At 55.1% G+C, this 20,492-nt stretch carries 18 protein-coding genes; 17 read left to right on the forward strand and 1 reads right to left on the reverse strand.

Going from position 1 to position 20,492, the window contains the following annotated elements:
* Positions 1–15 precede the first annotated feature (15 nt).
* From AC27KL_RS10285 to AC27KL_RS10345, 13 genes are all read left to right on the forward strand, one after another.
* Positions 16–3,615 (forward strand): DNA polymerase III subunit alpha, encoded by a 3,600-nt coding sequence (locus AC27KL_RS10285; protein ID WP_487169592.1) that lies wholly within the window; start codon positions 16–18, stop codon positions 3,613–3,615.
* Positions 3,616–3,841: 226 nt separating this feature from the next.
* Positions 3,842–4,345 carry a phosphatidylglycerophosphatase A family protein gene (locus tag AC27KL_RS10290; RefSeq protein WP_339321825.1) on the forward strand — a complete coding sequence of 168 codons (504 nt, stop codon included), beginning with the start codon at positions 3,842–3,844 and terminating at the stop codon, positions 4,343–4,345.
* A gap of 130 nt (positions 4,346–4,475) precedes the next feature.
* Positions 4,476–4,664 carry a glutamate decarboxylase gene (locus AC27KL_RS10295; RefSeq protein ID WP_487169593.1) on the forward strand — a complete coding sequence of 63 codons (189 nt, stop codon included), beginning with the start codon at positions 4,476–4,478 and terminating at the stop codon, positions 4,662–4,664.
* A gap of 85 nt (positions 4,665–4,749) precedes the next feature.
* Complete coding sequence (gene accD, locus AC27KL_RS10300; protein ID WP_339321824.1) at positions 4,750–5,643, forward strand: acetyl-CoA carboxylase, carboxyltransferase subunit beta; 894 nt, start codon at positions 4,750–4,752, stop codon at positions 5,641–5,643.
* On the forward strand, positions 5,644–6,627 hold the full coding sequence (locus AC27KL_RS10305; RefSeq protein ID WP_339321823.1) for an acetyl-CoA carboxylase carboxyltransferase subunit alpha: 984 nt from the start codon (positions 5,644–5,646) through the stop codon (positions 6,625–6,627).
* Positions 6,628–6,753: 126 nt separating this feature from the next.
* Positions 6,754–8,178 carry a pyruvate kinase gene (pyk, locus tag AC27KL_RS10310; protein ID WP_339321822.1) on the forward strand — a complete coding sequence of 475 codons (1,425 nt, stop codon included), beginning with the start codon at positions 6,754–6,756 and terminating at the stop codon, positions 8,176–8,178.
* A 241-nt stretch (positions 8,179–8,419) separates the two neighbouring features.
* Positions 8,420–8,932, forward strand: a complete 513-nt coding sequence (locus AC27KL_RS10315; RefSeq protein WP_339321821.1) for an acyl-CoA thioesterase — start codon at positions 8,420–8,422, stop codon at positions 8,930–8,932.
* Positions 8,932–9,321 carry an FxsA family protein gene (locus AC27KL_RS10320; protein WP_339321820.1) on the forward strand — a complete coding sequence of 130 codons (390 nt, stop codon included), beginning with the start codon at positions 8,932–8,934 and terminating at the stop codon, positions 9,319–9,321. Before AC27KL_RS10315 ends, AC27KL_RS10320 begins: the two co-directional genes overlap by 1 nt.
* A 250-nt stretch (positions 9,322–9,571) precedes the next feature.
* On the forward strand, positions 9,572–10,687 hold the full coding sequence (gene citZ / locus AC27KL_RS10325) for a citrate synthase (RefSeq protein WP_212951968.1): 1,116 nt from the start codon (positions 9,572–9,574) through the stop codon (positions 10,685–10,687).
* 117 nt (positions 10,688–10,804) lie between these two features.
* Positions 10,805–12,097, forward strand: a complete 1,293-nt coding sequence (icd, locus tag AC27KL_RS10330; protein ID WP_036707858.1) for an NADP-dependent isocitrate dehydrogenase — start codon at positions 10,805–10,807, stop codon at positions 12,095–12,097.
* Positions 12,098–12,108: 11 nt separating this feature from the next.
* Complete coding sequence (gene mdh, locus AC27KL_RS10335) at positions 12,109–13,050, forward strand: malate dehydrogenase (RefSeq protein WP_339321819.1); 942 nt, start codon at positions 12,109–12,111, stop codon at positions 13,048–13,050.
* A gap of 140 nt (positions 13,051–13,190) precedes the next feature.
* Complete coding sequence (locus AC27KL_RS10340; protein ID WP_212951956.1) at positions 13,191–13,616, forward strand: hypothetical protein; 426 nt, start codon at positions 13,191–13,193, stop codon at positions 13,614–13,616.
* Between the two features lie 211 nt (positions 13,617–13,827).
* A complete protein-coding gene (locus tag AC27KL_RS10345; RefSeq protein ID WP_487169594.1) occupies positions 13,828–14,697 on the forward strand; it encodes an SDR family oxidoreductase in 870 nt (289 codons plus the stop codon).
* A gap of 101 nt (positions 14,698–14,798) precedes the next feature.
* Here AC27KL_RS10345 and yfbR read toward each other — a convergent pair whose 3' ends face one another.
* On the reverse strand, positions 14,799–15,410 hold the full coding sequence (gene yfbR / locus AC27KL_RS10350; RefSeq protein WP_339321818.1) for a 5'-deoxynucleotidase: 612 nt from the start codon (positions 15,408–15,410) through the stop codon (positions 14,799–14,801).
* A gap of 169 nt (positions 15,411–15,579) precedes the next feature.
* Between yfbR and pnpS the strand changes: the two genes are divergently transcribed.
* From pnpS to pstB, 4 genes are all read left to right on the forward strand, one after another.
* Entirely contained in the window at positions 15,580–17,367 is a 1,788-nt protein-coding gene (gene pnpS, locus AC27KL_RS10355) for a two-component system histidine kinase PnpS (protein ID WP_487169595.1), read from the forward strand.
* A gap of 128 nt (positions 17,368–17,495) precedes the next feature.
* Complete coding sequence (locus tag AC27KL_RS10360; protein WP_339321816.1) at positions 17,496–18,224, forward strand: response regulator transcription factor; 729 nt, start codon at positions 17,496–17,498, stop codon at positions 18,222–18,224.
* A 112-nt stretch (positions 18,225–18,336) separates the two neighbouring features.
* A complete protein-coding gene (locus AC27KL_RS10365) occupies positions 18,337–19,524 on the forward strand; it encodes a methyl-accepting chemotaxis protein (protein ID WP_339321815.1) in 1,188 nt (395 codons plus the stop codon).
* 169 nt (positions 19,525–19,693) lie between these two features.
* Positions 19,694–20,449 (forward strand): phosphate ABC transporter ATP-binding protein PstB, encoded by a 756-nt coding sequence (gene pstB, locus AC27KL_RS10370; RefSeq protein ID WP_487169596.1) that lies wholly within the window; start codon positions 19,694–19,696, stop codon positions 20,447–20,449.
* Positions 20,450–20,492: the final 43 nt, after the last annotated feature.

The following is a 20,492-nucleotide window of genomic DNA, read 5'->3' on the forward strand; positions in this document are numbered from 1 at the left end:
AAAAGGAGAAGTGTTATGAGTTCATTTGTGCATCTTCATGTGCATAGCGAATACAGCCTCCTGGATGGAGCGGCACGGATCTCGGACCTTGTCCGCGGGGCCGCCGAATACGGGATGAAGGCGCTGGCGCTGACCGACCACGGGGTCATGTACGGCGCCGTGCCTTTTTATAAAGCTTGCGTTGCGGCCGGCATCAAGCCGATCATCGGCTGCGAGGCTTATCTTACGGCCGGCTCGCGCAAGGAGCGGGGCAGCCGCAAAGACCAGCCGATTTACCATCTGATCCTTCTGGCGAAAAACGAGACCGGTTACCGGAACTTGATGAAATTGTGCTCGATCGGCCATTTGGAAGGATACCATTATAAACCGCGGATCGACATGGATGCCTTGAAGGCCCATCACGAGGGGATCGTCTGCCTTAGCGCCTGCCTCGGCGGCGAAGTGCCGCAGCATCTTCTGCATGGAAGGACGGAAGAAGCGCGCAAGGCGGCGATCCGTTACCGCGATATTTTCGGGGAAGATTTCTACCTGGAGCTTCAGGATCACGGGCTGCCCGAACAAAAGCGCGTCAACCCGCAGTTGATCGAGCTTGCGGAAGAGCTTGGCATCGAGCTGGCCGTAACCAACGACGTTCATTATTTGAAACGCGAGGACGCCGCCATGCAGGACGTGCTGATCTGCATCGGGACGGGCAAAACGATCGAGGATGATGGCCGGCTGCAAATCCAGACGGACCAATTGTACTTAAAAAGCGGGGAGGAAATGGCCCGCTTGTTCCCGCATGTGCCGCAGGCCGTCGCCAATACGGCCGCGATCGCGGACAAATGCAGCCTCGAGCTGGAATTCGGGCGGTCCATTCTCCCGGAATACCGGCCGCTGCCCGAAGGCATGGATTCGGCCGCGTATTTGCGCAGTCTATGCCGCGAGGGCCTGGCCAAACGCTATGAAAAAACGGAGCTGTGGACCTCGCCGGAAGGCCGGGAGGAGCTGGACAAACGCCTGGACTATGAGCTCGGCGTCATCGAAAGCATGGGCTTCAGCGATTATTTCCTGATCGTATGGGATTTTATCGCTTACGCCCACAGCCAAGGCATCGTGACGGGGCCCGGCAGGGGATCCTCGGCAGGCAGCCTCGTTGCGTACGTGCTTGAAATCACGAATGTCGATCCGATCAAATATCATCTTCTCTTTGAACGATTCCTGAATCCGGAACGCGTGACGATGCCGGATATCGATATCGATTTCAGCGACGAGCGGCGCGACGAGGTCATCCGCTACGTCGCAGACAAATACGGCCACGAGCATGTGGCCCAAATCATTACGTTCGGCACGATGGCGGCGCGGGCAGCGGTGCGCGACGTCGGCAGGGCGCTCAACGTGCCTTACGGGGAAGTGGACAAGGCGGCCAAGCTCATCCCGTCCGCGCACGGCATCAGCATCAAGCGGGCGCTCGAGATGAGCGGGGAACTGCAGGCTTACGCGCAGCAAAACGCGAAAATCCGCGAATTGCTCGACATGGCCATGAAGGTGGAAGGGATGCCCCGCCACGCTTCGACACATGCCGCGGGCGTCGTCATATCGCGCGATCCGCTCACCGATGCGGTGCCGTTGCAGGAAGGCAGCGAACAAGCGGCGCTGACGCAGTATTCGATGGAAAACCTGGAGAGCATCGGGCTGCTCAAAATGGATTTTCTCGGGCTCCGGACGTTGTCCATCATCGAACGCTGTATGAAATGGATTGGGGAAATGACGGGGGAAGTCCCGGATTTCCAAAGCATTCCCGACGACGACGAAAAAACGTACGACATGCTCGGAAGCGGGGAAACGACGGGGATCTTCCAGCTGGAATCGGCCGGCATCCGCAGGGTGTTGAAGGAGCTGAAGCCTTCCGTTTTCGAGGATATCATTTCGGTCGTGGCGCTGTACCGCCCGGGTCCGATGGAGTTCATTCCGAAGTTCATCCAGTCCAAGCATGGCTTGGTGGACGTCGATTATCCCCATGAGGACCTGAAGCCGATTTTGAGCGATACCTACGGCATCATCGTGTATCAGGAACAAATCATGAAAATCGCCTCGCTGATGGCGGGCTTTTCGCTTGGGGAGGCGGATTTGCTCCGCCGGGCCGTATCGAAGAAAAAACGCGAGGTGCTGGATCAGGAGCGAAGCCATTTCGTCGCCGGCAGCTTGAAGCAGGGATACAGCGAAGAGGACGCAAACCGCGTCTACGACATGATCGTGCGCTTCGCGGATTACGGCTTTCCGCGCGCCCACGCCGCGGCCTACGCGGTGCTCGCGTTCCAGACGGCATACCTGAAGGCCCATTACCCGGTGCAGTTCATGGCATCGATGCTGACGGCCGTCATGGGCAGCCACCGCAAAGTCGCGGAATACGTGCTCGAATGCCGCCGGATGAACATCGAGGTGCTGCCGCCGGACGTCAACGAAAGCGGCGTGCTTTTTACGCCGGTCGCGGACGAAGCGGGTTCGCAGCACGGCCCGGGCCATATCCGTTTCGGGCTGGGGGCCATCAAAAACGTCGGCACGCAGGCCGTCGAAAACATGATGCTCGTCAGGGAAGAAAAACCTTTCGAAAGCCTGCTGGATTTCTGCCGTCGGATCGACCTGCGGGTGTGCAACAAGCGGGTGATCGAATCGCTTATCCAGGCCGGTGCCTTCGATTCGCTGCCCGGCCATCGCGCCCAGCTGCTTGCCATGCTCGACGAAACGGTCGAAGCGGCGGTGAAATGGCGCAAGGAGCGCGAAGATTTGCAGATCCAGCTGTTTGATTTTGTCGAGACGCCGAACTGGGATATCGAATATCCCGACATCCCGCCGTTTTCGGCCGGACAGCAGCTGGAGCTCGAACGGGAGCTGCTCGGCCTGTATTTGTCCGGCCATCCGCTCGACGATTACGATGCGGCGCTGGACGTTCCCGGCGTCGACCGCCTGATGGATCTGGCGGAGGCGGCCGACGAATCGCAAACGATCGTCGCCGCCATGGTCATTTCGGTCAAAACCATTACGACCAAGCAGGGAAAAGCGATGGCCTTCATGGAAGTGGAGGACCAGATCGAGCGCTGCGAAGTGGTGCTGTTCCCGGAAGTGTGGAGGCGCTGCTCGCAGCATGTCGGCAAAGGGGAGCTGCTGGCGCTCCGCGCCAAGGTCCAGCAGCAGGACGAGGGCTTCAAGCTGCTGGCCGAGGACGTGCTGCCGCTGGACGAAGCGGCGCTCGCGCAGCTGGCGAGACGTTCCCGGGCCAAGTCCGCCCCGGCAAAGAGCTATTCCCGGCCGGAACGAAAACCGGCGCCCGCCCCCGAGGAGCCGCGGGCCGGCGGCGCCGCTCCGGCCAACCGGCCGGCTGCACCGGGGCAGGGGAAAACCGCTTCGCAGCGCGTATTCGTCAAAATTACGCCGCAGACGGAGCAGAATCCCGACCTGCTTGTCCGCTTGAAGGTGCTCCTGCAGGAGCATCCGGGCCCGGCACAGACCGTGCTGTTCTATGAGCAAAGCCAGAAGCTGCTAGCTTTAAGCGACGCTTACCGGATCGATCCCTCGTCCGGGCTCATTGTCGAGATCGAGCGGATGCTCGGCGAAGGGACGGTCCGGATCAAATAATTAAAAATTCGGTTAACGGGATCATAGGCCTTGCGCGACTTCCGATCAAGCACTGCCCGGGTCGGCCGATATCTCGCTTGCGCCGGCGTTTACCCCGATTTTACGAACGTTTCCGGACGTTTCCGCATACACTTAGAAACACCCTTTTGGGGACAACATTTTGAAGCGCCGGGAGCTTTTTTGCGAAAACCATAGGCCCCGGCGGCGTATGCGGGGGGAATGACGGATGTCGTATGAAGCAGCGGTAGCCATGCTGAACCGGCGTGGAGTCAAGGTCGAGGACATTGCTGAGATCGTGCTCCAGCTCCAGCTGGCTTACCACCCTCTTTTGACGGTGCAGGATTGCATCGAAAGCGTCAAAGCCGTGCTTGGGAAGCGGGAGGTGCAGTATACGCTTTTTACGGGGATCGCCCTCGACGAGCTGGCGGAGCAAAAGCTGCTGCCTCAGCCGCTTCAGGCCATCATGGAGGCGGATGAACCGCTGTATGGCGTCGACGAGACTTTGGCTGTCGGCATCACCAACGTGTATGGTATGATCGGATTGACGAGCTTTGGATATTTGGATAAAGAAAAAACCGGGATCATCGCGGAGCTGAACGATAAAAAGGGCGAAATCCACGTTTTTTTGGACGATCTGGTGGCAGGGCTTGCCGCGGCGGCGTCGGCCCGCATCGCCCACAGGCATGAAGGCGCCAAAACATATCCCGGCTCCGGCCTTTCCGGCTCCTGAACAATCCCGGGCCTTTCGACGCCCCTTGATCCGCCGAACCGTTCTTTCTTGCGGGAAAAAACAGAGTTATGTTATCATTGTTTCATTATGCGGGCTAAAGAAACATGAGATTAGGGGGCTGACGAAAGGCATGTGGACGGTCATCTATATCGCGCCAACCGCGAAGGTTGCGGAAATGATGCAGGCCAAGCTAACCGAAGAAGGATTTTTGGTGAAAAGCCGTCCGGTCAACTTATCCAAGCAGCAATTTGAAATTCTGGTTCCCTCCGGGGAGCTGGAGGAAGTCCAGGAAGTGCTGAATTCTATATTGCATCCTTAATCTCCCGGGATAAATGTAAACGGCGTTTCAGATTGGTTGAACGATTGATGCGGCTGAGTAAATAAACGGCTGGAGAGGTGTAGTTGTGTTTAAAGACTTGTTTCAGAAAAAAAGGAAGTACGCGACCATTCCTTCAGATCGTGTAGGAAGAGGCGGCGAGCCTGGCGAAAGCGAGAGACCCCGGCGGGAAGTTCCCGAAGGGCTCATGAATAAATGTCCGAAGTGCGGTACGATTCAATACAGCAAAGAGCTGGAGAAAAATTTGAAGGTTTGCCCGAGCTGCGGGTACCATATGCGCCTGAACGCCATGGAACGGATCCATATGCTTCTGGACGAAGGAAGCTTTCAGGAATTTGACGGCGGCATGGTATCGGTGGACGAGCTGGAATTCCCGGGGTATGCGACGAAGCTGGAGCAGCAGCGAATGAAGTCCGACCTGCGCGAGGCGGTCGTTACCGGACAAGGAACGATCGATGAACTGCCGGTTGTCGTGGCCGTCATGAGCTTCGATTTCTTTTCCGGCAGCATGGGCTCCGTCGTCGGCGAAAAAATTACGAGGGCCGTGGAAGTCGCGACGGAGAAAGAACTGCCGCTCATCATCTTTTCGACCTCAGGCGGGGCCCGCATGCAGGAGAGCATCCTCAGCCTGATGCAGATGGCGAAAACAAGCGCTGCCCTGGCGCGTTTTAACGAAAAGGGCGGTCTATACATTTCCGTGATCACGGATCCAACGTTTGGTGGTGTTTCCGCCAGTTTTGCGATGCTTGGCGACATCATCATTGCAGAACCGGGAGCACTATTTGGTTTTGCGGGACGGATCGTTATCGAACAGACCATCCGCCAGAAGCTGCCGGATGATTTTCAGACCGCGGAATTCAACATGGCCCACGGCCAGCTCGATCTGGTGGTCCATCGCAAAGAGCTTCGTTCCATGCTGTACAAGCTCCTTGAGATGCACAGCGTGAAAGGGGGGTACTAAATGGCGGGAGAATTGCCTTTTGAAAAACCCCTTGTCGAGATGCGGCAAAAAATCAACGAGCTGAAGCAGTTCGGACAGGACAAGGGGATCGACTTTTCCGACGAAATTTCAAGGCTGGAAGAACGCTATGCGGAGCTGGAACACGAAATTTATTCCAACATTTCTCCGAGTCAGAAAATGCATGTGGCCAGACATCAGCAGCGTCCGACCTCGCTTGACCTGATTCAGCTTATTTTTACCGATTTCATTGAGCTCCACGGCGACCGGCTGTTCGGCGACGATCTTGCCGTCGTTGGCGGTCTTGCCAAGCTGGACGGAAAACCGGTGACGGTCATCGGCCAGCAGCGGGGCAAGGATACCAAGGATAACATTGCCCGTTTCTTCGGCAGCGCGCATCCGGAAGGCTTCCGCAAAGCGCTGCGGCTGATGCAGCAGGCAGACAAATTCAAACGCCCGATCATTACGTTCGTCGATACCAAAGGCGCGTATCCGGGCAATACAGCAGAAGAGAGGGGACAATCCGAAGCGATCGCCCGCAATTTGCGGGATATGGCCGCGCTCGGCGTTCCCGTCATTTGTGTGATCATCGGCGAAGGTGGAAGCGGCGGTGCTCTTGCTTTGGCCGTAGGCAACCGTGTGCTGATGCTTGAGCATGCCATTTATTCGGCGATTTCGCCGAACGGAGCCGCGTCGATTTTGTGGAAGGATGCTTCGAAGGCCGATCAGGCCGCCGAGGCGATGAAAATTACGGCCAAGGATCTGCTTGGATTCGAAGTGATCGAAGAGATCGTTCCCGAGCCGGTCGGAGGCGCCCACAAAAACTACGAATGGACGGCTTCGGCGATCAAAGAGGCGCTGATCCGGCATTTGGAGGAACTGTCCGGCATGGACGGCGAAGCTCTGAAAGAAGACAGATACCGGAAATTCCGCAAAATCGGAAAATTCGCATTTGAGCAATCTTCGGCTGCCACAGCAATAGAATAGGCACTTCTTGTCAAAGATAGATATGACAAAGTTCCTATACAAAGCCTTAAATTTGTAGTAAATTAAGTTTTTGGTTATAGATGTTTAGGATAGAGAGATTTTTTATGAAAAACGGAGGAGACCCAAATGCGCAAAACTAAAATCGTATGTACCATCGGACCTTCGAGCGAATCGTTGGAAAACACGAAGAAACTGATTCTCGCAGGCATGAACGTCGCTCGTCTGAACTTCTCGCACGGCGATTTCGAGGAGCACGGCAACCGGATCAAAAACATCCGCCAGGCTGCCAAGGAGCTTAACAAAACCGTAGCGATCCTGCTGGACACGAAAGGTCCGGAAATTCGCACGGGCAAACTGGCCGTAGAGCCGATCGAGCTTGTTCAAGACGAATACATCACGCTGACGACGGAAGAAATTCTGGGAGACAAGGACCGCATCTCCATTACTTACAAAGACCTGCCTAACGACGTGGAGGTCGGTTCCACCATTTTGATCGACGACGGTCTGATCGGGCTGACGGTTGTCGGCGTCGAAGGCACCGAGATCAAATGCCGCATCGTCAACGGAGGCACAATCAAATCCAAGAAGGGCGTTAACGTGCCGGGCGTGGCGATTTCTTTGCCGGGAATCACGGAAAAAGACGCCAACGATATCGTGTTTGGGATCGAGCAGGACATCGATTTTATCGCAGCCTCCTTCGTCCGCAAAGCAAGCGACGTTCAAGAAATTCGCGATTTGCTGGCCAAGCATAACGCAAGCCATATCAAAATCATTTCCAAGATCGAGAACCAGCAAGGCGTGGACAACCTCGACGAAATTCTCGAAGCTTCCGACGGCTTGATGGTTGCCCGCGGCGACCTCGGCGTCGAAATTCCTGCGGAAGAAGTGCCTTTGGTGCAAAAACGCATGATCGAGAAATGTAACCTTGCAGGCAAGCCGGTCATTACCGCGACGCAAATGCTGGATTCGATGCAGCGCAACCCGCGTCCGACCCGCGCCGAAGCGAGCGACGTGGCCAACGCCATTTTTGACGGCACCGACGCCATCATGCTTTCCGGCGAAACGGCTGCAGGGAAATATCCGGTAGAATCCGTGCTGACGATGTCCCGCATCGCGGAAAAAGCGGAGTCCGCGCTGAATTACCGCGAAATTTTCTTGAAGCAAAGAATCGCGCAGGAAACGACCGTGACGGAAGCGATCAGCCAATCGGTGGCGATCTCCGCGCTCGATTTGAACGCAAAAGCGATCATTTCTTCCACGGAATCCGGCTTGACGGCCCGCGTCGTGTCCAAATACCGTCCGCAGGCTCCGATCATCGCCGTAACGACCAAAGAGCGTACGCTTCGCCAACTGGCTTTAACTTGGGGCGTAACGCCGATCCAAGGCAAAACGGCAAGCTCCACGGACGAAATGTTCGAATACTCCCTGAAGGGCGGATTGGAATCCGGCCTGGTAAAACCGGGAGATCTGGTTGTCATTACCGCAGGCGTTCCGCTTGGACAATCCGGTTCGACGAACCTGGTAAAAGTAAGCCAAATCCCGAACGAGTAAGCTGCCGGGGTTTTAGAAAATACCGTATGACCGTATGAAAAGCTGTGCAGGACGATTCCTGCGCAGCTTTTTTGTGGTTCCGGAAGGCCTGAGTTTTATTGAATAATATGGAGATGAAATGGAACAAAATACCTAACGGGCACTGTTATAGGGCGTCTTTTGCCGCAAATTCGAGAGTTGCGAAGCCCTATGTTATACTGGAAACAATGCATGAATTTTCAAAGAAGGGACTTTGGCAGACATGGGAAAAGACATGGGAGACAAGCTCAGCCGTTGGTACCGCACAACCATCCGGGTTCGCTATCAGGAAAGCGACCAGATGGGCGTCGTCTACCACGCCAATTATTTGAACTGGTTTGAGATCGGACGAACCGAAATGATCCGCGAGCTTGGCATTACATACCGAAGCATGGAGGAGCAGGGGGTGTTGCTGCCCGTCACGGACCTCGACATGAAATTCAGCCAGCCTGCCCGCTATGACGATGAAATTACGATTTTTACGCGGATGACCTCCTTTTCGAAATTAAGGATCAAATATGCATACGAGGTAAGAAGGCTTTCGGCCGAGGAACGCGGCGGATGGGACGCCATGGCCTGCGCAGAGGGGCTGGAGCTGCCCGGAGAGCTACTGGTGTCGGGTTCGACGAGCCACGTATGGGTAAGCCGCGAATGGCAGCCCGTCAGGCTGGACAAAAGCGCTCCGGAGCTTTATGCCGCACTGGAGAGGGCGCTCGCCGGGGGAGGCGTTTCGTAATGTGGAAATGGCCGCTTGCCGTATTGATCGTCGTGGCTGCCGAAATTTACGGCTTTGACCTGGTGGCCAGCCGGGTCGGAGCCGGCAACACGTTCCTGTTAACCATCGTAACCTCCGTCATCGGGATGGTCATGATGCGTTTCGAAGGGCGCAAGGTGCTGGAAGATTCGCGCGCCCGGATGAACGCCGGGCAGGTCCCGGGGAGAAACCTCGTCGACGGGTTATGCGTGTTTATCGGGGGTGTGCTGCTGGTCGTTCCGGGGTTCCTTACCGACATCGTGGGCTTTACGATGGTGTTCCCGCTGACCCGCCCGCTGTACCGTTTCCTGATCCTGAGATGGCTCGAGCGGAAAATGAAAGACGGAAAAATCACGATTTATCGCCGTTAAATGCAGCGTTTGGCTGCATGATAAAAATTATTTTATGTGTCTGATAAAACAATTTGATGCTCTTATCGGGGGCGCTTATGTTCACATATCCGACAAAATACTTTATGATAATAGTGATTCCATTACTTGGCGCCCTTCATTGTCAGGTAAAATGGCGGACGGCCGTCTTTTTTCTTTCGAATAAAATGTAAATGTTTTCACGGCTCGTTTGATCTGTTTTAAAATCCGTTTTACAAAGGAGAGATGTACGATGACAGCTACGAAAGGCCTTGAGGGAATTGTCGCCGCAGCTTCTTCCATCAGTTCGATCGTGGACGGTGTGCTCACATACCGCGGTTACAATATCGATGACCTTGCGCAGAACGCAAGTTTTGAAGAAGTAGCCTATCTGCTGTGGTTCGGAAAGCTGCCTAACGAGGCAGAACTGAAACAGCTCCAACAGGATTTAAGCAACGAAGCTACCATTCCGGATCAAGTCATCCAGCAAATGAAATCATATCCTAAAGATACAAACACGATGGCTGCTCTCCGTTCGGCGGTATCGGCACTTGCCTTGTACGACGCGGAAGCCGATGACATGAGCCGTGAGGCGAACGAACGCAAGGCGATCCGCCTTCAGGCGAAGCTGCCTACCGTCATCGCCGCGCTGGCCCGCATTCGCGACGGCAAGGAGCCGGTGGCGCCGCTGGCCGGGGCGTCCATTGCCGAAAACTTCCTGTACATGCTGAGAGGCGAAAAGCCGGAAGAGGTTTCGGTGAAAGCATTGGATCAGGCGCTTGTGCTGCATGCGGACCATGAGCTGAACGCATCTACGTTTGCAGCGCGCGTAACCGTGGCTACGCTTTCAGACATCTATTCCGGCGTGACTTCGGCGATCGGCGCTTTGAAGGGGCCGCTGCACGGCGGAGCCAACGAAGCCGTCATGAAAATGCTGAACGAAATCGGATCGATCGAAAACGTGGAGCCGTACATCATGAACAAGCTGGAAAACCGCGACAAGATCATGGGCTTCGGCCACCGCGTCTACAAAAACGGCGATCCGCGCGCGAAGCATTTGCAAAAAATGTCCCGCGAGCTCGGCGAAATGAAAGGCGATACGCGGCTGTATGAAATGTCCGTCAAGATCGACGACCTGGTCACGAGCCAAAAAGGTTTGCGTCCAAATGTGGATTTCTACTCCGCTTCTGTGTATACTCAGCTAGGGATCAATCACGAGTTGTTTACTCCGATTTTTGCCATCAGCCGCGTGTCCGGATGGACCGCGCACATTCTCGAGCAATACGAGAACAACCGGATCATCCGTCCGCGTGCCGAATACGTCGGTTTGACCGATCAGAAATACGTGCCGGTGGAACAACGCGCTTAACGGGCAAAAGATGATGCAGGGGACCGAAGCGCCGCATGCCGCGCGTTTTCGGAGCCCCTATGCGGCTGTCTATGGATCCAGAAATCATGTTTATAGAAACGAAGGAGGATGTTCATAATGAAATTGGAAAAGTTCGCACTTCCTACCGAGGGTGAAAAAATCGAAATCGTAAACGGCAAGCTCCAGGTGCCTAACAACCCGATCATTCCTTTTATCGAAGGGGACGGCACCGGCCGCGACATCTGGAAAGCATCGAAACGCGTTTTGGACGCTGCGGTGGACAAGGCTTACGGCGGCTCCAAAAAAATCGCGTGGTATGAAGTATTCGCCGGCGAAAAAGCTTTTAATACATACGGAGAATGGCTGCCGAACGATACGCTGGAAGCCATCCGTGAATATATCGTTGCGATCAAAGGACCTTTGACTACGCCGATCGGCGGCGGCATCCGTTCCCTGAACGTGGCGCTTCGCCAAGAGCTCGATCTGTACGTCTGCCTGCGTCCTGTTCGTTATTTCAATGGCGTGCCTTCGCCGGTTAAGCATCCTGAGCAAGTCGACATGGTTATTTTCCGTGAAAATACCGAAGATATTTATGCAGGGATCGAATACAAAGAAGGCTCCGAAGAAGTGAAAAAGGTCATCAAATTCCTTCAGGAAGAAATGGGCGTCAACAAAATCCGTTTCCCTGAAACTTCCGGTATCGGCATCAAGCCGGTTTCCTCCGAAGGCTCCAAGCGCCTCGTCCGCGCCGCGGTCGAATATGCCATCAAACACGGCCGCAAGAGCGTTACGCTCGTTCACAAAGGCAACATCATGAAATTCACCGAAGGCGCGTTCAAAAACTGGGGCTACGAAGTGGCCGAGCAGGAGTTCGGCGATAAAGTGTTCACTTGGGCCCAATACGACGCCATCAAAGAAAAAGACGGCGTAGACGCCGCGAATGCCGCTCAAAGCGCTGCGGAAGCCGAAGGCAAAATCATCGTGAAGGACGCGATTGCGGACATCGCCCTGCAGCAAGTGTTGACTCGTCCGACCGACTTCGACGTCATCGCGACGCTGAACCTGAACGGCGATTACCTGTCCGACGCATTGGCAGCCCAAATCGGCGGCATCGGCATCGCTCCGGGCGCGAACATCAACTATGTAACCGGCCATGCAATTTTCGAAGCTACGCACGGCACGGCTCCGAAATACGCCGACAAAGACGTGGTGAACCCTGGATCCGTTATCCTGTCCGGCGTTATGCTGCTTGAGCACCTCGGATGGCAGGAAGCGGCCGACCTGATCTACAAAGGCATGGAAACTTCGATCAACAACAAAACCGTTACTTACGACTTTGCCCGCCTGATGGACGGCGCAACCCAAGTGAAATGCTCCGAGTTTGCAGATGAAGTCATCAAAAACATGTAGGAGTGAGGTAAATGGCATTAACACGTAAAAAAATTACGGTTGTAGGCGCCGGGTTCACCGGCGCGACTACGGCTTTAATGCTGGCTCAAAAAGAACTAGGAAACGTGGTATTGCTGGATATCCCTCAACTGGAAAACCCGACGAAAGGCAAAGCGCTCGACATGCTCGAAGCGAGTCCGGTGCAGGGCTTCGACAGCCAAATTATCGGCACTTCGAACTACGACGACGCGGCCGGCTCCGACATCGTCATCATCACGGCCGGCGTAGCCCGCAAACCGGGCATGAGCCGCGACGATCTCGTGAACACGAATGCGGGCATCATGAGATCGGTTTGCGAAAACGTAAAAAAGGTCGCTCCGGAATCGATCGTCATCATCCTGAGCAATCCGGTGGACGCCATGACGTACGTCGCGTACCAAACGCTCGGTTTCCCTAAAAACCGCGTCATCGGCCAATCCGGGGTGCTGGATACCGCCCGTTACTGCACGTTTATCGCGCAGGAGCTGAACGTATCCGTGGAGGACGTTCGCGGCTTCGTGCTTGGCGGACACGGCGACGACATGGTCCCTCTCGTTCGTTATTCGAACGTCGGCGGTATCCCGATCGACAAGCTGATCCCTGCGGACCGCATCGAGGCGATCGTGCAGCGGACCCGCGTGGGCGGCGGCGAAATCGTCAACCTGCTCGGCAACGGCAGCGCATATTATGCGCCTGCGGCTTCCCTTGTCCAGATGGCCGAAGCCATCCTTAAGGACAAAAAACGGATCATTCCGGTCATCGCCTACCTCGAAGGCGAATACGGCTACAACGATTTGTTCCTCGGCGTTCCCGCGATTCTCGGCGGCGACGGCATCGAAAAGGTGTTCGAGCTGGAGCTGACGTCCGAAGAAAAAGCGGCGCTCGACAAATCGGCAGATTCCGTGCGCAGCGTCATCGCCGTGGTTAACGCGTAACGGACCGCTTGTAAAGCATGCATCATTTTAAGAAAACCTCTAATTTTGTTCACGATTTAGAGGTTTTCTTTTCTTTTGGTTGGTGTAAAATGATAATGAGTGTAATCTAAATCATAGACACTAGTGGAGGGATACTGTTCATGGCAATGGTAATGTTATTCATACATATTATTGGTGCCGCTGCTCTGGGATTTTATTTGATTTTGCCGTTCGTCGTTGGAAAAGTGACCAAATTGTCCCTGTCTGCCCAGGAAGGCAGCGCGACGGCCATCCGCGGATTAAACACGTACGCGCAAATCGCGCTGATCATTCAATTGCTTACCGGCGGATATTTGATGAGCCAAGGGGAATACTCCGTGCCTTGGATGATCGTTGTCGTTATTTTGTTCTTGGCGATCGGAGCCATCAGCGGCATGATGGGCAAACCGCTTCGTCTTGCCGTGGACGGGATTAAAAATAACCGCGACATTTCGGTCGAAACCGGAAAAATCCGCACGCTCAGCGCATTGCTGGCGATTTGCGTGCTTGTGATGCTGTTTTTCATGGTGTACAACCACATCATCTAACTTGAACTAACTTGCTGAAATAAAAGAAAAACATCCTTCCCATGGCGGGAAGGATGTTTTTTTTCGGTGTTTATTGATCCGGATAACAGGGTAAGTAAACATCGTCGGACGAATAAAGGGTTTGTTTTACTTGCATCCTAATATGGGAATGGTATCCTGTGTGCCAGAAATGGACCCAAAGCCAAGATCAGCACGGAAAGGAGCATGAATCATGTCAGGAAATCAGCAAAGCAAACAAACAATGCCTCCCCAGCACCAGAACCAACAGCCGGGGATCGAATCGGAAATGAATCCGCGGCCGAAATACGAGCCGAAAGATTACGTTGCCGCCGGAAAGCTGAAGAACAAAAAGGTCATTATCACCGGGGGCGACAGCGGGATCGGACGGGCCGTGGCCGTTGCGTTCGCGAAAGAAGGCGCGGATATCTCGATCGTATACCTGAACGAGCACGGGGACGCGGAGGAGACGAAACGGCAGATCGAGCAGGAAGGGCGCAAATGCCTGCTGATTCCGGGCGATATCGGCGACGAGGCGTTTTGCAAAAACGCCGTGAACCAGACGGTGCAGGAACTGGGCGGATTGGACGTTCTGGTCAACAACGCCGCCGAGCAGCATCCGCAGCAGAAAATCGAGGATATTACGAAGGAGCAGCTGGAGCGCACGTTCCGTACGAATATATTCGGCATGTTTTTTATGACGAAAATGGCAATGCCGTATTTGAAGAGCGGCAGCGCCATCGTCAACACGGCATCAGTGACGGCTTACAAAGGCAACCCGACGTTGATCGATTACTCCTCCACCAAGGGCGCAATCGTCAGCTTCACGCGCGCCTTGTCGATGAACGTGGCGCCGAAAGGCATCCGCGTCAATGCGGTGGCGCCCGGACCGATTTGGACGCCGCTCATCCCGTCCACGTTCGACGAGCAGCAGGTAAGCCAATTCGGGGGAGATACGCCGATGAAACGTCCGGGGCAGCCGGAAGAGCTTGGGCCTGCGTACGTCTATCTGGCGTCGGACGATTCTTCTTACGTGAGCGGCCAAGTTATCCACGTCAATGGCGGGGAGATCGTCAACGGTTAATCGCGTACTCGAAAAACCAAAAAAAGGTTGGGTGGATGTAAGATCCGCCCAACCTTTTTTTGCGTTCGGTTTCCGGTTTCCTTCGCTGCGTTGTTCGAAAGTCACTCCGAATCCGGCACAAGCTGCGACAGCTCATCGAGCGACATGTCGAAGCTCGGAGCCATATGCTCCAGGAAATAGTCGGCTTCGGGCAGCTGAAGCTGCTTGATTTTGGCCAAGGTCTGCTCTTTGGCTACGGCGAACTCGCGATTGCCGGAAGCGACCTCCAAGGCGCATTTGAGATAGGCGTCCAGACTGTCTGCGGCTTTGACATACCCCAGCAGCTCGCGCTGCTCCTCATCGCCCGAATCTTGGCGGAACAGGGCGGCGTATTCCCCTTGAAGCTCGGGAGGAGCCATCGCCGCCAGCCGCTGCGCCGCAATGCTCTCCATTTCTCGAAAGCTCGCCAGCAGCTGGGGATTGTTATGTTTAACCGGCGTCGCGATATCGCCGGTAAATACCTCGACGGCGTCATGGTACAACGCTAGGGTGGCCGCGCGGTCCGCGTTCAAATTCCTGCCGAAATACGTGTTCCCGATCAGGCACAGCAGATGGGTCAACAGCGATACGTGGAACGAATGCTCCGCGACGTTTTCGGTTCTTGTGTTTCGCATCAGGCTCCAGCGCCGGATGTATTGCAATCGGTACAAATAAGCAGTCATCGGAAAGTCCAAAGAAATACGCTCCTTAGGTAAAAATTTAATCCAGCCTTAACATTCGGTTATTATTATACTCTTATGCCCGGACGACGGGCTACCCGAAACGGCATGCTTTTCATTGGGAAGATTTCGGGATAGGATAAGAGAAGGAATTTATGCCAATCCATGAAAAGGAAGACATGACATGAGACCCTTTCGCATCAGGCTTACTTTGATTTTAATGGTCATGATCGGGATATCCATGGCCGGGGCGGGATTCACCATGGCCCGGGTATTCGAGAAATCCCATATATCGGCGCTGGAGGAAAACATGATCCGGGAAATCCAGCTGCTCAGCCGGACCTTTGATTTCCGCCCGACGCAAGGCGGGGACGCCATGGCTTATTATACCCGCGAAGCCAGGGAGCTGGCGGCTTTGACGGACTCCCGGGTCACTTTTATATCGAAAGACGGCACGGTCATCGGGGATTCGGAGAGCGATCCGCGGCAAATGGACAACCACAGCGGACGCGAAGAGATCGTCGATGCCGCCCGAAAGGGATCGGGGTATGCGATCAGACATAGCTCCACGTTGAAGGAAGATATGTTGTATGTTGCGGTCCCCGTCGTGGCCGGAGAAGATTATGACGGCTTCATTCGGCTGTCGGTCAGCCTGGCGTTCGTCGATCAGGGCGTGCGGAAAGGCTGGACGCTGATGGCGGGAGGTTTGGCCATTTTGTTCGTCGTGGCGGCGGTTGTCAGCTACCGCGTTGCGGCGGGACTGACGTCCCCCCTGGAAAAAATCACGAGAGTGGCGGGAAGGATTACGAAGCTGGATTACGACGCCAGGGTCAACATCACGCGAAAGGACGAAATCGGCGAGCTGGCGAAGGCGATCAACGGCATGGCCGACAGCCTGCAAAATCAGCTGCAAACGATCCGCGACAATGAGAACCTGCTGCAGAGCGTGCTGGATAACATGACCACCGGCATATTGCTGGTCAACCCCGAAGGTACGGTGGCTTTAATCAATCCGGCCGCAGAGCGTATGCTGCATCTGAAAGGCGGGCAGTTAACGGGCCGTTCCGTCACCGAAATGAAGCAGTATTACGAGCTGACGCGCCTCATTCAGGATGGGATCGGGCAGCGGGATTCCATTCATGAGGAACGGATCGTCTACCAGCCGGAGGAAACGATTCTTCGACTGGACGGCGTGCCGATGTTCGGAGAGGACGACCGTTTTAAAGGCATGTTGTTCCTGCTCCAGAACATTACGGCGATCCGCCGCCTCGAGAACATGAGAAGCGAATTCGTGGCGAACGTATCGCATGAGCTGAAGACGCCGGTGGCCGCGGTCAAAGGATTTGCCGAGACGCTGCTTGGCGGAGGGGTCAAGGACGAGGAAACCGCGAGGTCCTTCCTGCAGATCATTTACGACGAAAGCGAGCGGTTGAACCGTCTGATCAGCGACATTCTCGATTTGTCCAAAATCGAATCCAGGCGTTCTCCGATGGATTACGCGCCGGTTCATTTGGCTTCTTTTTGCGGATCGATCATGGATACGATGGCGACCGTGGCCGAGAAAAAAAGGATTGCGCTCCATGCCGATATTCCCGAGGAGCTGTTTATCGAAGCGGATGAAGACAAGCTGCGCCAAATTTTGCTGAATCTGCTGTCCAATGCCGTAAGCTATACGCAGGACGGCGGCAAGGTCGAGCTGAAGGTCCGCGAGCTGCAGGACGCCGAAGGAACGGAAAAGGTCGTGATCAAGGTGACCGACACCGGCATCGGCATCCCGAAAAAAGACCAGCCGCGCATTTTCGAGAGGTTCTACCGCGTGGATAAGGCGAGATCCCGAAGTTCGGGCGGAACCGGCTTAGGGCTGTCCATCGTGAAGCACCTGGTGGAGCTGCATCACGGCGATATTTCCGTGGACAGCGAACTGGGCATCGGAACCACCTTTACGGTTGAACTGCCGATGCTGCAGGAATAAAATGAATGTAAAACGGCTGCAAGCGTGGTCGTCTCTTTTTGCGTTTGTTTACACAGCGTTTACAATGAAATGATACAATGGACTTGCTAAAGCAGAAACCATTGTTTATGGAAGCGGGGGTACAATACATGTCACAGCGTTTGCTGGTTATCGAAGACGAACCGACGCTCGCCAGATTGCTGTCCTACAATCTGACGCAGGAAGGGTATGAAGTGACTACGTCGGATCATGGGACAACCGGCTTCGAGCGCGCGGTGCAGGAGCCGTTCGATTTGATCGTGCTGGATTTGATGCTGCCGGGAATGAACGGATTCGACATTCTGGGCAAGCTGCGCGGGAAAGGCATCACGACGCCGGTCATTATTTTAACTGCCAAAAATGCCGAAGAAGAAGTCGTCCAGGGCTTGAAGCTCGGCGCCGACGATTACATTACCAAGCCGTTCGGCGTGTCCGAGCTGCTAGCGAGAGTCGCCACGGTGCTGCGCCGCGTATCGGGAGTGAAAGAGGAAGCTGCGCCGCAAACCTCGGACTCGGCCATCCGTCTCGGCAAGCTGGAGATTTTCCCCGAGAAATACGAAGTGCTGCTGGGCGGGACCAGCATCAGTTTGCGGCCGAAGGAATTTGAGGTCCTGCTTTACTTGGCGCGCAAGCCGGGCGTCGTGTTGACCCGGGACGATTTGATGAATGCCGTTTGGGGCTTCGATTACATCGGCGGCCAGCGCACGGTGGACGTCCATGTCAGCTCGCTCCGCAAAAAGCTGGAGCTGGAACCCGAATCGGTGCACATCGACTCCATCCGCGGGGTCGGATATAAACTTGTCATCAACAAAGGAAGCGCTCATCATCAACCGCAATGATGGGGGCTTCTTTTTTTATGGAATTTACAATCCCCGAATCCTTCCTGCATTCTCCGTTAATCCTTCCGCGGTATGATGCAGCTAAAACAGCCATATTTAGGGGGAGTCGACTTTGAGCACGCTGCACATGGAGAACAAGACAGAAAACGATCTTCATCGGCGAGGTACCGGGAGCGCACGGAACGGCCGCGCCGCAACCGGCAAAACAGCAGCGTCCATCGAATCGAAAACAAAGGGACCCGGACGGTCCGCTGCCGGATATTTGCGAAACGTGCCGGGGGTCGACCCGGACATGACCTGCAGGGAAGCTTTCGACCTGCTGAAGGAGCAGCCGCATCTTCCGTGCATCGTGATCTGCGGGGAAGGGATGCGTCCGGAAGGACTGCTGATGAAGGAGGCGTTTTACCGGAGGCTGACCGGCCGTTTTGCCGCCGATTTGTATTTTCGCCGCCCGGTAAAGGATTTTGGCGAAAAAGAAATTCTCGCGCTGGACATCCATGACGATCCGGCCTTGATGATCCGAAGCGCTTTGGCAAGACCGGAGTCGCGATTTTACGATTGCGTTATCGTAACCGACAACGGCCGGTTCACGGGCGTGCTGACGGTACTCGACCTGATGAAAATGTCCGGGGAGCTGCAGGAGGAAGCGGAAGAGCGGCGAAAGCATACCGTCCTTGAAAATTACGGGCATGTAAGCGGAATGGAGCAATCCTTATCCGAGGTGGAAGAGGCCGCGAACCTGACGTTAACCGAATGCCTCCGGATGAAGGAATGGACGGCGGAAGGCCGGCGGAGGCTGAACGAAGCGGGCGAATCGTACACCGAGGCCGTAGCCCTCATGAACCGCAATCAGGAGCAGGCGGAGCGCCTCATCGAACATGCGGGGCAGATTTCCGCGCTGACGAAAGGCATCGCCGACCTGGCGGATCAAAGCGGCCTGCTCGCCATCAACGCGTCGATCGAAGCCGCCCATGCAGGCAGCCAGGGCCGGGGCTTCCAAATCGTGGCGGCGGAGGTCAGGTCGCTGGCTTCCCAAACCCGGAAGCTTGCCGCGGATATTTCGCAGCTGCTCGAATCCATCAGCGAGCTGGCCGGGGAAACCGGGACGCTGACCGCGTCGGGAGTGCGCCGGATCGAGTCCGGAGCGAAGCGGTTGGCCGAAGGCAGCCGGATATTCGGGGAACTCGAACAAGCCACGGATCAGGTCGAGAAGACGGGACAATCGGTATACCGGCTCGCCCAGGATACGGCCAAACAGGCATTCAGCGTAAAACAGGAATTGGAGCGGACATTAGACTGAAATAGCGGGAAAAACGGAATCTTTCGGTTTTACATTTTACACTGCGTTTACAATCGCGGCGCACAGCTTTTACATAACCGTTATACAATGAAATGGAGTTGCAGGTCCAACTGCCCCAAGCGGCTTATCGACAGGACATCCCATTGAACGAAGGAGACCTGAATTATACATGGAAAACATTATCGAAATCGAAGATTTGAATCTATATTACGAACAATTCCATGCTTTGAAAAATATAAATCTGGATATCCCGAAAAATACGGTCACCGCCTTGATCGGCCCGTCCGGCTGCGGGAAATCGACGCTGCTGCGCACGCTGAACCGGATGAACGACATGATTGCCGGCACGCGCATCGAAGGCTCCATCAAAATCGGCGGCGTCGGCATTTATGCCAAGGACGTCTACGTGGAAGAGCTGCGCAAGCGCGTCGGCATGGTATTCCAGCAGCCGAACCCGTTCCCGAAATCGATCTACGACAATGTGGCCTACGGCCCGCGCCTCCACGGCATCCGCAGCAAAAGCACGCTGGACGGCATCGTGGAAGAAAGCCTGCGCCAAGCGGCGTTGTGGGAAGAGGTCAAAGATTATTTGAAGCGTTCCGCGCTCAGCTTGTCCGGGGGGCAGCAGCAGCGTCTTTGCATCGCGCGTGCGCTGGCGGTTAACCCCGATATTTTGCTGATGGACGAAGCCACGTCCGCGCTCGATCCGATTTCCACGTTGAAAATCGAGGAGCTCGTGCAGGAGCTGAAAGAAAAATACACCATCGTCATGGTGACCCATAACATGCACCAGGCTGCCCGCGTATCCGGGCGGACCGTCTTTTTCCTGAACGGGGAAGTCGTCGAAGCGGATGAGACGAAAACGCTGTTCAGCAATCCGCGGGATGCAAGAACGGAAGATTATATCTCCGGGCGTTTCGGCTGATACAGAAGGAAACAACGTCAATAAAATTGTATAGGGGGAAACA

This window comes from Paenibacillus sp. YAE3, from assembly GCF_057546105.1.